The 14,191-nt window shown below is 61.4% G+C and carries 11 protein-coding genes; 9 read left to right on the plus strand and 2 right to left on the minus strand.

Translation table 11 applies throughout. The annotated features are described in order from the left end of the window. Positions 1–70: 70 nt before the first annotated feature. The 9 genes from N8A98_RS22855 to N8A98_RS22895 all read left to right on the plus strand — a co-directional run bounded on the left by N8A98_RS22855 (position 71) and on the right by N8A98_RS22895 (position 12,031). Entirely contained in the window at positions 71–1,699 is a 1,629-nt protein-coding gene (locus tag N8A98_RS22855; RefSeq protein ID WP_262168769.1) for an MFS transporter, read from the plus strand. Between the two features lie 88 nt (positions 1,700–1,787). Beyond that, entirely contained in the window at positions 1,788–2,717 is a 930-nt protein-coding gene (locus tag N8A98_RS22860; protein WP_113120247.1) for an ArsR/SmtB family transcription factor, read from the plus strand. 110 nt (positions 2,718–2,827) lie between these two features. Beyond that, complete coding sequence (gene arfA, locus N8A98_RS22865) at positions 2,828–4,339, plus strand: arabinosylfuranosidase ArfA (RefSeq protein WP_262168773.1); 1,512 nt, start codon at positions 2,828–2,830, stop codon at positions 4,337–4,339. A gap of 461 nt (positions 4,340–4,800) precedes the next feature. Beyond that, positions 4,801–6,726 (plus strand): ABC transporter substrate-binding protein, encoded by a 1,926-nt coding sequence (locus tag N8A98_RS22870; RefSeq protein WP_262168775.1) that lies wholly within the window; start codon positions 4,801–4,803, stop codon positions 6,724–6,726. Between the two features lie 210 nt (positions 6,727–6,936). Continuing rightward, entirely contained in the window at positions 6,937–7,941 is a 1,005-nt protein-coding gene (locus tag N8A98_RS22875) for an ABC transporter permease (RefSeq protein WP_262168777.1), read from the plus strand. A gap of 6 nt (positions 7,942–7,947) precedes the next feature. Continuing rightward, complete coding sequence (locus N8A98_RS22880) at positions 7,948–8,805, plus strand: ABC transporter permease (RefSeq protein WP_113120250.1); 858 nt, start codon at positions 7,948–7,950, stop codon at positions 8,803–8,805. After that, a complete protein-coding gene (locus tag N8A98_RS22885; protein ID WP_262168779.1) occupies positions 8,805–9,836 on the plus strand; it encodes an ABC transporter ATP-binding protein in 1,032 nt (343 codons plus the stop codon). Before N8A98_RS22880 ends, N8A98_RS22885 begins: the two co-directional genes overlap by 1 nt. Beyond that, positions 9,833–10,753 (plus strand): ABC transporter ATP-binding protein, encoded by a 921-nt coding sequence (locus N8A98_RS22890; RefSeq protein WP_262168781.1) that lies wholly within the window; start codon positions 9,833–9,835, stop codon positions 10,751–10,753. The genes N8A98_RS22885 and N8A98_RS22890 overlap by 4 nt, the downstream gene beginning before the upstream one ends. Before the next feature lie 327 nt (positions 10,754–11,080). Continuing rightward, positions 11,081–12,031, plus strand: coding sequence for a glycoside hydrolase family protein (locus N8A98_RS22895; RefSeq protein WP_262168783.1), 951 nt, complete (start codon positions 11,081–11,083; stop codon positions 12,029–12,031). Positions 12,032–12,130: 99 nt separating this feature from the next. On the opposite strand, the gene N8A98_RS22900 is transcribed toward N8A98_RS22895, so the two are convergent. Further along, positions 12,131–12,646 carry a GNAT family N-acetyltransferase gene (locus N8A98_RS22900; RefSeq protein ID WP_262168784.1) on the minus strand — a complete coding sequence of 172 codons (516 nt, stop codon included), beginning with the start codon at positions 12,644–12,646 and terminating at the stop codon, positions 12,131–12,133. Positions 12,647–12,839: 193 nt separating this feature from the next. Then, the gene (locus N8A98_RS22905; RefSeq protein ID WP_262168786.1) at positions 12,840–13,940 is read right to left on the minus strand and encodes a M24 family metallopeptidase; all 1,101 of its coding nucleotides are present in this window, start codon (positions 13,938–13,940) and stop codon (positions 12,840–12,842) included. Between the last annotated feature and the right edge of the window lie 251 nt (positions 13,941–14,191).

Below are 14,191 nucleotides of genomic sequence, written 5' to 3' on the forward strand. Positions count from 1 at the left end.
ACGGCGGTTGATCCCGGAGAGGGAAGCGGGTCTATATCAGGCAGTATGCAAATCATTGATCCGTCCGCCCATGGCTGAGCGCCTTTCCCCGCTGGTTCCGCTGGAAAACGGAACCTTCCGCAATATCTGGGTCGCCAATCTGGTGTCGAGTTTCGGCGCGCTGATCCAGGGCGTCGGCGCGGCCTGGTTGATGACCTCGATTGCCGACAGCGTGGACATGGTGGCACTGGTGCAGGCCTCGACGTCGCTGCCGATCATGCTGTTTTCGCTGCTGGGCGGTGCCATTGCCGATAGCTTCAATCGCCGGCGGGTGATGCTGATCGCGCAGTGCTTCATGCTGGGTGTGTCATTGCTATTGATGGCCGGAGCATTTTTGGGGCTGATTTCGCCCTGGCTGCTGCTGGGCTTTACCTTTCTGCTGGGCTGCGGCACGGCGCTCAACAATCCGTCCTGGCAGGCTTCGGTGGGCGATCTGGTGCCGCGCACCCAATTACCGGCGGCGGTGACGCTCAATTCCATCGGCTTCAATATTTCGCGCAGCGTGGGGCCGGCTATTGGCGGCATTATCGTGGCCGTGGCGGGAGCAGCGGGGGCGTTTGCGCTCAATGCGCTGAGCTATCTGGGCCTGCTCTATGTGCTGTTCCGCTGGAAACCCGTGGTGGAACCCAGCCGCCTGCCTCGCGAGGGTATCGGGCCCGCTATGCTTTCGGGCGTTCGCTATGTGGCGATGTCGCCCAATCTGTTGCGGATCTTGCTGCGGGCCTCGATTTTCGGGTTCACGGCCATTTCGGTGATGGCGCTGCTGCCGGTGGTATCGGCATCGCAATTGACCGGCGGGCCGCTGACCTATGGCCTCATGCTGGGCAGTTTCGGGCTGGGTGCGGTTGGCGGGGCGCTGCTGAGCAGCCGGTTGCATGTGCGCTTCAGCAGCGAGGCGGTGGTGCGCATCGCTTTCGTCAGCTTTGCTCTGGCGGCCTTTGTCACTGGTATCAGCACCTCGGTGTGGCTGACCTCGCCGGCCTTGATGCTGGCAGGGGCGAGTTGGGTCTTGGCGCTGTCGCTGTTCAATGTGTCGGTGCAGTTATCCTCGCCGCGCTGGGTGGTGGGCCGGGCGCTGTCGCTATACCAAACGGCGACGTTTGGCGGCATGGCGCTGGGCAGCTGGATCTGGGGCCTGGCGGCGGAAAGCTATGGGCTGGCCATCGCCTTTGGCGGGGCGAGCCTGCTGATGCTGGCAGGCGCCTTGCTGGGCTTGCGGATACCGCTGCCGCCGCGGACCATGCTGGATCTCGACCCGCTCAATCGCTGGCAGGAGCCGCATCTGGAGCTGGAATTGCAGCCGCGCAGCGGACCTATCCTGATCCAGATAACCTACAAAATTCGCCCGGAAAATCTTACCGCCTTCATGGCCGCGATGGATGCGCGCCGTCGAATCAGGCGGCGGGATGGAGCGCGGCACTGGACGCTGCTGCGCGATCTCGGACAGCCCAATCTGTGGACCGAAACTTATCAAACACCGACCTGGACCGAATATGTCAGGCACAATCTGCGGATGACCAAGGCCGATGCCGAGATTGGCGATCAAGTGCGGGCGCTGCATGAAGGCCCCGAGCCCCCGGCTGTGCAACGGTTTGTGGAGCGGCCGACCAATTGGTTCGAGGTGACCGGCACGCCCAAGAGCACGATCGACCATATCTGATCTCGGGCCGCTCTGGCGCAATGCGGTTGATTGTATCAGCGATCCTGATAGACATGTTTATTCGCTTTGTTTCCGCTGAAAGTCCGTCATGAGCCGCAATTTTCTGGTCGTCGACCCCGAAGAAGGCATCGAGGTGCTCAAGGGGCTGGCGTCGACAATCCGCATCCGCATTCTGAAGCTTTTGCATGTCGAAGGGTCGATGAACGGCAATGACATTGCCGAGAAACTGGGCCTGCCCCAGTCGACGATTTCGACCAATATCCAAGTGCTGGAAGCGGCCGGACTGATCCGTACCGAGACGCAGAAAGCGCGGAAGGGCAATCAGAAAATCTGCCATTCGATGTTTGATGAAGTGCTGGTGATGTTCAAGGAAGACATCTCGCCGCTGAAGTCCAACAGCATCGAAGTGGCCATGCCGCTTGGACTTTATACCAGTTGCGAGGTTTCGGCGCCGTGCGGGTTGTGCTCGAGCGAGGGAATTATCGGGTTGCTGGATGTGCCCGATACTTTCCTTGATCCGGACCGGATGAAGACCGGGCTGATCTGGTTCACGCGGGGATATGTGGAATATCAATTTCCCAATAATGCCAAGCTGAGCCAGAACAAGATCGAGGCGATGGAATTTTCCATGGAGCTGAGCTCGGAAGTGCCGGGCACTTCGGCCGACTGGCCCAGCGACATCACGCTTTCGGTCAATGGCACGGAAATCGGCACCTGGACGTCGCCGGGGGACTTTGGGGACAAACGGGGCGTCTATACCCCCGATTGGTGGAAATTGAAGGGCAGCCAATATGGCAAGCTCAAAAGCTGGCGCGTGATGCCGGACGGCACCTATGTCGATGGCGTCAAGATATCCCCAGTGTCGCTGGTAGATCTGGACCTGGCCAATCATCACTCGATCCGGCTGCGCATCGCGGTGAAGCCCGACGCTAAACATCCAGGCGGCATCAATATTTTCGGTCGCGGCTTCGGCAATTACGACCAGGACATCATCCTGCGGCTGCAGACTGAACGCTGATTTAATCCCCGTCGAATTTGTTTGCCCTGCCCCTTGCGCGACGCGCCCGACCTCGTTTACAACGGGGCAACTGATATAAATCAGAAAATCGGGATTGAAGGGAGGACCAAGTGAAGGCGTCCGTTACTGCGCATAAGGACTACACGATTTCGAAAATCGATGATCGTGTGTATGGGGCATTTCTGGAACATCTGGGCCGGGCGATCTATGAGGGCATTTATGAGCCCGACCACCCGACCGCCGATAAGGATGGCATGCGCGGGGATGTGGCCAAGCTGGTCAAGGACCTCAATGTACCGGTAGTGCGCTACCCCGGGGGTAACTTCGTTTCGGCCTATAATTGGGAAGACGGCATCGGGCCGCGCGAGCAGCGCCCTACCCGCCTCGACTTGGCCTGGCACACCTCGGACAGCAATGCCGTTGGCGTGCATGAATTTGCCGATTGGTGCGCTACCGTGGGCACCGAGATGATGCTGGCCGTGAACCTGGGTTCGCGCGGCGTCGATGAGGCGCGCAATTTCCTCGAATATGTGAACCATCCCGGCGGCTCCTACTGGAGCGACCTGCGTATCAAGAACGGCCGCAAGGAGCCGTGGAACGTCAAAATGTGGTGTCTCGGCAACGAGATGGACGGACCCTGGCAGGTCGGCCACAAGGATGCGGATGAGTATGGCAAGCTGGCTGCCAACACGGCGCGGGCCATGCGCATGTTCGACAAATCACTGGAACTGATCGTGTGCGGCTCGTCCAATTCGGACATGGCGAGCTATCCCGATTGGGAGCGCATCGTGCTGGAGCATACCTATGATCACGTCGATCATATCAGCCTGCACATGTACTTCGCCAACCGCGACAACAACACGCCGAACTATCTGGGTCTGAGCGAAAAGCTCGACACCTATATCGAGACGGTCGCCTCGACCATCAAGCAGGTCAAGGCCAAGAAGAAGTCCAAGCGCGACGTCTATATTTCCTTCGATGAATGGAACGTCTGGTACCATTCCAACAAGAAGGATCGCGAGATCCTGGACGGCAATAGCGGCTGGCCGCATGCGCCGGGCCTGCTTGAGGACATCTACAATTTCGAAGACGTCCTGATGGTGGGGTTGATCCTCAACACCTTCATCCGCCGCTCGGACGTGGTGAAAATCGCCTGTATCGCGCAGCTGGTGAACGTGATCGCGCCGATCATGACGGAAAAGGGCGGCCCGGCCTGGGCGCAGACCATCTACTACCCGTACTTCTTCGCTTCGGTGTTCGGTCGCGGTACAGCCTTGCAATTGCTGGTCAATTCGCCCGGCTACGAGACGACGCATGCAGCCGACACGCCATTCGTCGACGTTTCGGGCGTGCACAATGAAGAGGAAGGCACGCTGAGCTTCTTCCTCGTCAACCGGCACACCAGCGAAAGCATCGAGACGGAAGTCAGCCTGCAGGGCTTTGGCGCCGGCACGGTGATCGACCACCAGGTGATGACCCATCCCGACCTCAAGGCGGTCAATACCGCCAAGAAGCAGGATGAAGTGGCCCCGCGCAAAGGCACTGGCGCCAAGATTGCCGATGGCAAGCTGAGCGTGACCCTGCCGCCTTACTCGTACCAGATGGTGCGCGTGAAGATCTGACGCGGTCGGTCAATGGTGTGGGGATCACCCCACACCTACACTGCTATCGAGCATGGGGATAACCTTCAGCATGGATTCCGGCCCGCGCCGGAATGACATTGTGGTTGGTTGCCGTTTTGTGGGTTCCCACCCGGCGCCGTGGAGGCTGCCACCCCTTGAGGGAAGAGCGAAATCACGCCCGGTTCGGGCAGCGCAAATGCGTTGACCGACACCCCTTATACGCTAACGGACTGTTAGCGTTGAGAACCGCTAAGGTGCTCATTTAGAGCGTTCAAAGGGACGCACCAGCGACGGTGCGTCCCTTTGTATTGTATATCACGGTTTCCGATTTACATCAGATAGTGCGTTGACAATGACGGATGGTTGAGTAGCATATCGGACGAGCGCCGGAGGGCGCCAAGTTGGAATGCTGGAGGCATTTCAGCCGACGTGCTGGAGGGCACGCCACAAGGGAGGATCAAATGGATAGACGTAGCTTTATGATGGGTACGGCAGTCAGCGCGTTGCTGCTGGCGAGCAAGGGCCTGGCCTTCGCACAAGAGGCCGAAGGCGTAGCGCCGGACCTGGCGCAATTCCCGCGCAACGAGACTGTCATCGTGCACAACCCAGAGGGGATCATCCGTAATCCGGGTTGGTTCAATCCATGGGTTGTCGGCGCCGGCAATGGCACCAGCAATGGCTTGCACCAGCTGACCACGGATACGCTCTGGCTGATCGATCCCGATGCCGGCGTGGCGGGCGCGAGCGAGAACGCCATCTACAATTCGCTGGCCGACGATCTCTGGCAGTATAACGACGATTTCACGGAAATGACCGTGAAGCTGAAACAGGGCATCACCTGGAGCGACGGCGTAGATTTCACCGCCGACGACGTGGTCTATACCGTCGAAAAGCAGAAGGCGACGCCCGGCACCCCGTTCAATGGCGCGTTTACCGCGCAGGTCGCTTCGGTGGAAGCAACCGACCCCTATACCGTTCACTTCAAGCTCAACGCCTCCAATTCGCGCTTCCACACGCTGTTCTCGGTGCGCTGGACCGGCGCCTGGATCATGCCCAAGCATGTGTTCGAGAAGGTCGAGGACATCCTCAGCTTCGACAATAACCCGCCGGTGAGCCTGGGGCCGTATACGCTGCATTCGTTCGATCCGAACGGAACCTGGTATATCTGGGAAAAGCGCGCCGATTGGGAAAAGACCGCACTGGGCATGGTGGGCGAGCCCAAGCCGCGCTTCATCATCTATCGCAACAACATGTCCCCGGATAACCGCCTGATCGAGATGCGCAATGGCAATCTCGACATGGTGCATGACTTGACCCCGGAAGCCACATTCTCGGTGGTGGCGCAGGACCCGCAGATCAAGGGTTGGTTCCCCGGCTTCCCCTATGCCCATCCCGATCCGACGCTGGTGATGGCGATCTTCAACCTGCAGAACCCCAAGTTCCAGGACAAGCGCGTGCGCTGGGCCCTGACGCTGATGCTCGATGCACGGGCCATGTCGATGGCCAGCTATCGCGGCGCTGCGACGCTGTCGGCGATTTCGGTGCCGCCAACCGGCACCCATCCGCGCGACTATCATGGGCCATTGCAGGAATTTCTCACCAATTACGAGATCGACACCGGCACCAGCAAGGTCAAGCCATACGACCCCGAAGTCGGGCTGCAGATCGCCGAGATGGTTCGCCCGCAATTCGGCGACGCCGTGCCGAGCGACGAAACCGCCATCCGCAATGCCTTTGGCTATGGCTGGTGGAAGCAGAATATCCCGGCGGCCGAAGAACTGCTGACTGCTGCCGGCTTCACCAAGAATGGCAACCAGTGGACGCAGCCGGATGGCCAACCCTTCACCTTCTCGGTGATGGTGCCGACCGATGGCGTGGTCAACCGGCTGGGCTCGATCATCGCCCAGACCTGGGCGCAGAATGGCGTGCAGGCACAGGTGGAAGCGGCCTCGGATACCTGGGATCGTCAACGCGTCGGCAATTACGAAGTCAACATTGCCTGGGCGGTGGAAACCTGGGGCGGTCACCCCGACCTCAGCTTCTTCCTCGACAGCTATCATTCCGATTACGTGGTTGAGCCCGGCGCCTCGCAGCCCGATCGCAACTGGATGCGCTGGAAGGATCCGCGGCTCGACGAAATCATTGAGAAAATCCGTGGCATCGACTTCAACGATCCCAAGGGGATCGAATATGGCACGGACTTCGTCAAGCTCCACCTCGAGGAGATGCCGAACATTCCGATCATGGCCTATAACGTGTTCTCGCTCCAATCGACCCGCTACTGGACCGGCTGGCCGAACGCGGAAAACAACTACGCCAATCCGGTGACCAATTGGTCGAACGGGCGGTACATCTTCACCCAGATCACGCCTGCTACGGGCGCGTAAGAGCCTCCCCGGTGGCTCGGCCTACGGGCCGGGCCGCATGGGGATGAATGTGTGGACGCGAGTCTCGGTTGGGATGAGGGGCTTCTTTCTGCACTTCTGGCATGAGCGAGCGCAGAACCCCTCACCCTGATTTTCTGCTGAACGCAGAAAATCTGTCCCTCTCCCTCAAGGGGCGAGGGGAAGAAAGGGCCGAGGTCGCGAGGTAAATATATGAACACTTATCTATGGTTTGTCGGCAAGCGCATCCTGCAATTGCTTGCGGTTATCTTTTGCGGGGTTTCGGCGACGTTTCTGGTGACGCATCTGTCTCCGATCGATCCGGTGGAACAGGTGCTGGGACGATTGTCAGCCCGCTCGAACCTGTCGCCCGAGGCCATCGCCTCGACCCGCGCGGCGCTGACCGAGCTTTATGGCACCGGGCAGCCGATCGTGACCCAGTATTTCAATTTCTGGGCGCGCCTGCTGCGCGGCGATCTGGGCCCCTCGCTATTGGCCTTCCCCACCCCCTCAATGGAACTGGTCGCCCGCGCCCTGCCCTGGACGCTGGGCCTGTTGACCACTTCGACGCTGATCACCTTCATCATCGGCAATCTGTTTGGCGCGCTGGCGGGCTATAATCCCGATAACCGGTTTTTCCAGGCGTTCGGCATCGTCGCCATCGCCGTGCAGCCGATCCCCTATTATGTGGTGGCGTTCATCCTGCTGGTGATTTTCGGCTTCCTGTGGCCGGTGCTGCCCATTTCGGGCGGCTTTGCCATGGATGTGCGGCCGGGGCTGACGCTGACCTATATCGGCTCGATCTTGCAGCACTCCATCCTGCCGGCGCTATCGCTGGTGCTGGTCGGGTTTGGCGGCTGGTTCCTGGGCATGCGGGCGCTGGTGTCCAATATCGTCAACGACGATTACGTGACCTATGCCGAATTGGGCGGGGTGAGCCGCCGGACCATCGTGGACGCCTATATCATCCGCAACGCCATGGTGCCGCAGCTGACGGCACTGGCCATGGCGCTGGGCGGGGTGTTTTCGGGCACCGTCATCACCGAGCAGGTGTTCAACTATCCCGGCATCGGCTCGTTGCTGATCGATGGGGTGAACTATGGCGATTATTCGCTGGTGCTGGCGGTATCGACCGTCTCGATCACCGCGGTGGCCCTGGCGATCTTCATCGTCGACCTGCTGCATCCTTTGCTCGATCCCCGCGTGCGGACGGAGTAGGCCCCTATGTTTGCAGTATTTCGCGACCTCATCCGCTATAATCTGGAATTCACCATCGGGCTGATCCTGGTCGGGTTCGTGGTGATTTTCGCCGCGCTGAGCTTTTTCTCGCCGGTGGATCCTACGTTGATCTACATGACCGTGCCCGACCAGCCGCCCTCGCCACAATATTGGTTCGGCACCAATTCGCGCGGGCAGGACCTGTTCTGGCAGCTCTCCGCGGCGTTCAAGAACAGCCTGATCTTCGGCATCACCGTGGCGGTGCTGAGCCGTATCATCTCGATCGCGGTGGGCCTGCTGTCCGGCTATGCCGGCGGCTGGGTGGACCGGGTGCTGATGTTCATCAACGACATCTTCGTGGCCGTGCCGATCTTTCCGATCCTGGTGCTGTTCTATTTCGTGCTGCGCAATAATCTGGACAGCTTCACGCTGGCGCTGATCATGGCGTGTTTCGGCTGGCCGTTCGACGCGCGGCTGATCCGCTCGGTGGCGCTGGGGCTCAAGCACCGTGAATTCACCCGGCATGCGGTGTTTGCCGGCATGAGCACCCGCAAGGTGCTGCTCGAAGAGCACCTGCCCTATGTGATGCCGATCGTGTTCGCGACCTTCATGAACAACATGCTGTGGTCGATCGGGCTGGAAGTGACCATGGCGGTGCTGGGCTTCACCAATCTGAATAACCCCACTATCGGCACAGTGCTCTACTGGGCCAATTCCCACTCGGCCATGATGGTGGGCGTGTGGTGGTGGATCCTCATTCCGGTGGTGCTGATCGTCATCACCTTTATCGGGCTGTTCCTGCTGGCCATGTCGATGAACGAATATATCGACCCGCGCAGCCGCCTTCGCCGTATGGGAGCTTGATGATGGCCAATGAAATCCTGACCGTCGATGGGCTCAAGGCCTATTACCAGATGAACTATTACGGCGTGCAACGCGAAGTGCGGGCCGTCGACGACATCACCATGAGCATCAAGCGCAATGAGGTTTATGGCATTGCGGGGGAAAGCTCGTCGGGCAAAACCTCGTTTATCAAGGTGCTGGCGGCGGCGATGCGACCGCCGTTCCGGGTGGTGGCAGGCTCGGTCAAATATGATTTCAAGGGGCATCCGATCGATGTCGCTACGGCCAGCGACAAGCAGATCGAGGCGGTGCGCTGGAAGCATCTGAGCTACATCATGCAGGGCTCGATGAGCGTACTGAATCCGGTGCGCCGGATCGGCAAGACGTTCGAGGATTTTGCGGCCAAGCCCCTGGGCCTGTCGGGCGATGCGTTCAAGCAGCGGGTGATCGGGCATCTGGACCGGCTCAAGCTGTCGCCGGATGTGTTGCGGGCCTATCCGCATGAGCTCTCGGGCGGCATGCGGCAGCGCGTGACCATTGGGCTGGCGACGGTGTGCCACCCCGAATTCATCATTGCGGACGAGCCGACCACCGCGCTGGACGTGGTGGTGCAGAAGGAAGTGCTGAGCCTCATCCGCGATATTCAAAAGGAAATGGGCGCCTCGGTGGTGTTCGTGACGCATGATATGAGCGTGCATGCCAATGTGGCCGATCGCGTGGGCATTATCTATGCCGGGCGGCTGGTGGAGGAAGGGCCGACGCGCGAAATGTTCTTTGCGCCCAAGCATCCCTATACGGCCCATCTGGTGGCGAGCCTGCCGCGCATTGGCGATACGGCGCAGCGCCCGGCGCTGGAGGGACGGCCGCCGAGCCTGGCGTCACCACCGACGGGGTGCCGGTTTCATCCGCGGTGTCCGCTGGCCGTGGACAAGTGCAAGACCGACGTGCCGCCGATGGAAACGGTAGGCAAGGATCACCGCACCGCCTGCTGGCGCTGGAAGGATGTGGAGCCGCTGGTGGCGCCGCATGCAAGCCACGGGGTGATGGCATGAGCACGCTGCTGGATATCAACAATGTCTCCAAGCAATTCACCATGGGCGGGCTGTTGTCGCGCAAGGTGGTCAATGCCGTGGAGGGCGCAAGCTTTTCGCTGAGCGTCGAGAAGCCCGAGATTTTCACCATTATCGGGGAGAGCGGGTCGGGCAAGACGACGCTGGCGCGCATGATCCTGGGACTCGAATTGCCCAGCACCGGCACGATCAGCTTTCGCGGCAAGACGGTGAGCGCCAAGGTGAGCCGGGCCGAGCGGCTCGACTTCATGGCCAATGTGCAGCCGGTGTTCCAGAACCCGTTCGAGGCGTTCAACCCGCTCAAGCGGATCGACCGGTATCTGGAATCCACGGCGCGGCGGTTTCTGAAGCTGCGGGATCGGACCGAGCTCGACCGGGCGATGGACGGGGCGCTGCAAAAGGTGGGGCTGAGCCTGGCCGAAGTAAAGGGGCGCTATCCGCATGAAATGAGTGGCGGGCAACTCCAGCGCGCGGCCATTGCGCGGGCGCTGATCCCCAATCCGCCGCTGCTGATTGCGGATGAGCCGGTGTCCATGGTGGATGCCAGCCTGCGCATGAGCATCGTCAACCTGCTCAAGAGCCTGCGGGATGACCTGAAGGTTTCGGTGATCTACATCACCCACGATCTGGCGACGGCCTATTACATTTCCAACCGCATCATCATTATGCAGCGCGGGCGGATCGTGGAAATGGGCGATGCGCGCACCGTGTTGGATAATCCCGAGCATCCCTATTCGCGGCTGCTCAAGGCCAGTGTGCTGAGCACTGAGGATGCGGGCGACGGGAAGCTGGCGACGGACCGGGAGATGGTGAGTCGCGCCAATGGCTTGGTGGGCGTTGCGGGCAGATTGGTTGATCGGCCGGATGGGCGGTCGGTACGGGTTTATGAGGGGGTGTGAGCCCAGTTTTGCGCGTGAGGGCCAGACATCGGGCTCTCGTCACCCCTCCCTAGCCCTCCCCGTCAAGGGGGGGGTGAACCCGGTGGGTAACCCACGACCCAGCCACGTCCACCCTTCCCTTCTCCCCTTGTGGGAGAAGGTGCCCGAAGGGCGGATGAGGGGGTTGTTTCCACGAGCATTGAAGCATGGGCGGGCGCAGGACCCCTCACCCTGACATTTCTGCTGAACGCAGAAATGTCGTCCCTCTCCCACAAGGGGCGAGGGGAGGCTCCGGTGGTGGGGCGCGGTCCGGGCGCACGGCGACATTTTCTGAGGAGTTTCAAAAATATGTCTGCACCTATTTATCGTGACCCGATCGCCGACGGGGCGGCGGATCCGACGGTTATTCGCAAGCAGGGAACCGATGAGTGGTGGATGTTCTACACTAACCGGCAGCCGACGGCGGAGGGGCCGAATTTTACCTGGATCCATGGCTCGCCGATCGGGGTGGCGGTGAGCACGGACGATGGGGCGAGCTGGCATTATCGCGGGACGGTGAAGGGGCTCGACGACCCCACCGACGTGCCGGGCAAGAATACGCATTGGGCGCCGGAGGTGATCTGGGCCGAGGGCGAGTACCATATGTGGCTGAGCTATATTCCCGGCATACCGGACAATTGGCCGGGCGTGCCGCGGACGATCACGCATTTCACCAGCCCTGATCTTGAGACCTGGACGCGGGTGGGGCCGCTGACGCTCAATGGGCCGCGGGTGATCGATGCCTGTGTGCTCAAGTGCCCGGATGGGCTGTGGCGCATGTGGTACAAGGACGAGGATGCCGGCTCGAGCACCTGGAGCGCGGTGAGCACGGACCTTTATGCGTGGCGGCAGGAGGGGCTGGTGCTGCCCGGCTCGCCCGATGCACCGCCGCATGAGGGGCCCAATGTGTTCGTGCTGGGCGGCTGGCACTGGCTGATCGTCGATGAATGGCGCGGGCAAGGCGTGTACCGCTCCAAGGATGCGGTGAACTGGGAGCGTCAGGGGATCATCGGGGGCGAGCCGGGCTCCGATCCGATGGATATCCGCTTTCTGCGGCATGCCGATGTGGTGGTCGCCGGTGACCATGCGGCGCTGTATTATTTCACCCATCCCGAATGGGACGAGCTGGGCGACAAGGCCGGGCCGCCGGATGTGGCGGCGCGGAAGACGGCGGTGCATCACGGGCGGCTGAGCGTGGTGGATGATGTGCTGGTGTTTGAGCGGGATGTGGCCAAAGGCACGCCCCTGCTAAGGGCGTAGATCTTACGCAAAGCTCCGTCACCCTCCGATGCTCCGCAAGTTTAGAGCCCTCGGGGCAAGCCCGAGGATGACGGCGGGTGTTTGGCCCGGGCGATTGCGCTACCTCACGATCCGCTCCAGCAGGATCGGGGTGTGTTCGCCGTATTGGCCGCGGGCATATTCGGTGTAGCCCAGCTTGGCGGCCAGCTTGAGGGAGGGCGCGTTGTCAGGGTGGATCATGCAGACCGTGCGCGGCATGGTCTGATCGGCCCAGGTGAGGACAGCGGTGAGGGCTTCCCGCGCGAGACCCTTGCCGTGATATTGCGGCAGCATGACCCAGCCGGCTTCCGGGGTGTCGCCGAAGGGCGGGACGACATTGCGGCGGAAGTCAGCGAGACCGAATTCGCCGACTACGGCGCCAGTCTGGCGCTCGGTGACGAGGAAATATCCGTAGTTCAGCACTTCCCAATGGCCGACATAGCGCAGGATGCGGGACCAGACTTCTTCTTGCGTGCTCGGGCGGCCGCCGATGAAGCGGGTCACGTCTGGGTCGGACCAGAGGGTGTAGCAGCCGGGGAAGTCTGCGGCGGTGTGGGCGCGCAGGATGAGGCGGTCGGTGGTGAGAATTGGGGGCATCTAAAGCGTCCTTTTGGGGGATACCCCCTCCTAGCCTCCCCCTGATAGGGGGAGGGATCTGCCGGCGCGTACGGCGAGGTTGCCATTCGCCCCTGTCACGCACACCTTGCGGCTGTGACCCGTATCTCGGGATGGGCCCCGGACTTCGCCGGGGTGACATCCGGGGTGGGGTGGCGCCGGCGAAGCAGTGCCGTTACCCCACCGCAACCGCGTTGCGGGGCATGTCGGAGAGGATTTCTGCCTGGCCGTTGCGGATGATGACGATTTCCTCGAGGCGCAGGCCGAATTGGCCTTGCAGATAGATGCCGGGCTCGATGGAGAAGACCATGCCTTCTTCCAGCACAGTTTCTGATGTGGCGGTGATGTAGGGCGTCTCGTGGATATCGATGCCCAGGCCATGGCCGGTGCGGTGGAGGAAATTGGGGCCGTAGCCCGCGGCGGTGATGACGTCGCGGGCGGCTTTGTCGACGGCGCTGGCTTTGACGCCGGGCTTGGCCGCGGCGATGGCAGCAGTGACGGCGTGGTCGAGGATGGAGTGGATCTGGCCGAAGCCTTCAGGGGCCGAGCCGAAGAAGCCGACGCGGGTCATGTCGGAGGGGTAGCCGTGGATGCGGCCGCCGATATCGATGAGGACGGCGTCGCCGGATTTGAGCTGGGTGTCGCCCGTGTGGTGGTGCGGGAAGGCGCCGTTGGGGCCGAAGCAGACGCTGGTGAATTCGGGCGTGGCGCCATTGGCCTTGTAGAATTCGCGGATGGTATTGGCGACTTCAAGCTCGGTAATGCCGGGCTTGAGGGCGGCGAAGCCGGCTGCCATGGCCGCGTCGTTGAGGACGGCTGACGTCTTGAGGGCGGTGTATTCGGCTTCGTCCTTGCGGGAGCGGAGATAGCCGACCGTGTCATTGGTGAAACGGCGGCTGGCGCCGGGCAGCGCATCGAGGACGAGGAGCGCGAAATCGGCGCGCATGGTTTCATCGAGGACGATGGACGGGCTGATGCGCGGAACGCCGGTGGCGTTGAGCAGGTCCTGCAAGGCGGCGTCGGGACCGTCAGCGTCCGTCCAGGGGAAGAAGGGCAGATCGGTGTGCTGGCGAGCGCTGTCGGCGTTGAGCGCGGGCATGAGGAAGCCGGCGAAGGTAGCCGAGATGAGGAGGAGCACCGGGCGCTCGTCGCCATGGGGGGAGAGATCGGCCAGGTAGAGCATGTGGCTGGAGGGGCCGATGGCGACCAGATCGGTATTGGTGGCGGCCATGATGGCTCGGAGATTGGCGAGGCGGGTGGTGAGGGTGGGATTCATGTTGGGCTCGGTGGTTTTGAGTTTTTGTGGGGGTACCCCCTCCTAGCCTCCCCCTGATAGGGGGAGGGACCGCCCTGTGCTTGTGACGCGATGTGGTCCCAAGAGTGGAGAGATCCCTCCCCCTATCAGGGGGAGGCTAGGAGGGGGTATCCGGGGCATCGAGTATGCGGAAGCATACCCCCACCCTGCTCGATTACGGATTTAGCTGAAGCTAAATCCTATCTCGCTTCCCTCCCCACAAGGGGGAGGGT

Origin of the sequence: Devosia neptuniae (assembly GCF_025452235.1) — a bacterium.
In the GTDB taxonomy this organism is placed as follows: domain Bacteria; phylum Pseudomonadota; class Alphaproteobacteria; order Rhizobiales; family Devosiaceae; genus Devosia.

Excerpts from the sequence above, each read along its gene's own strand:
- N8A98_RS22855 (WP_262168769.1), top strand. The coding sequence starts at position 71 with ATGGCTGAGCGCCTTTCCCCGCTGGTTCCGCTGGAAAACGGAACCTTC.
- N8A98_RS22860 (WP_113120247.1), top strand. The coding sequence starts at position 1,788 with ATGAGCCGCAATTTTCTGGTCGTCGACCCCGAAGAAGGCATCGAGGTG.
- N8A98_RS22870 (WP_262168775.1), top strand. The coding sequence starts at position 4,801 with ATGGATAGACGTAGCTTTATGATGGGTACGGCAGTCAGCGCGTTGCTG.
- N8A98_RS22875 (WP_262168777.1), top strand. The coding sequence starts at position 6,937 with ATGAACACTTATCTATGGTTTGTCGGCAAGCGCATCCTGCAATTGCTT.
- N8A98_RS22880 (WP_113120250.1), top strand. The coding sequence starts at position 7,948 with ATGTTTGCAGTATTTCGCGACCTCATCCGCTATAATCTGGAATTCACC.
- N8A98_RS22885 (WP_262168779.1), top strand. The coding sequence starts at position 8,805 with ATGATGGCCAATGAAATCCTGACCGTCGATGGGCTCAAGGCCTATTAC.
- N8A98_RS22890 (WP_262168781.1), top strand. The coding sequence starts at position 9,833 with ATGAGCACGCTGCTGGATATCAACAATGTCTCCAAGCAATTCACCATG.
- N8A98_RS22895 (WP_262168783.1), top strand. The coding sequence starts at position 11,081 with ATGTCTGCACCTATTTATCGTGACCCGATCGCCGACGGGGCGGCGGAT.
- N8A98_RS22900 (WP_262168784.1), bottom strand. The coding sequence starts at position 12,646 with ATGCCCCCAATTCTCACCACCGACCGCCTCATCCTGCGCGCCCACACC.
- N8A98_RS22905 (WP_262168786.1), bottom strand. The coding sequence starts at position 13,940 with ATGAATCCCACCCTCACCACCCGCCTCGCCAATCTCCGAGCCATCATG.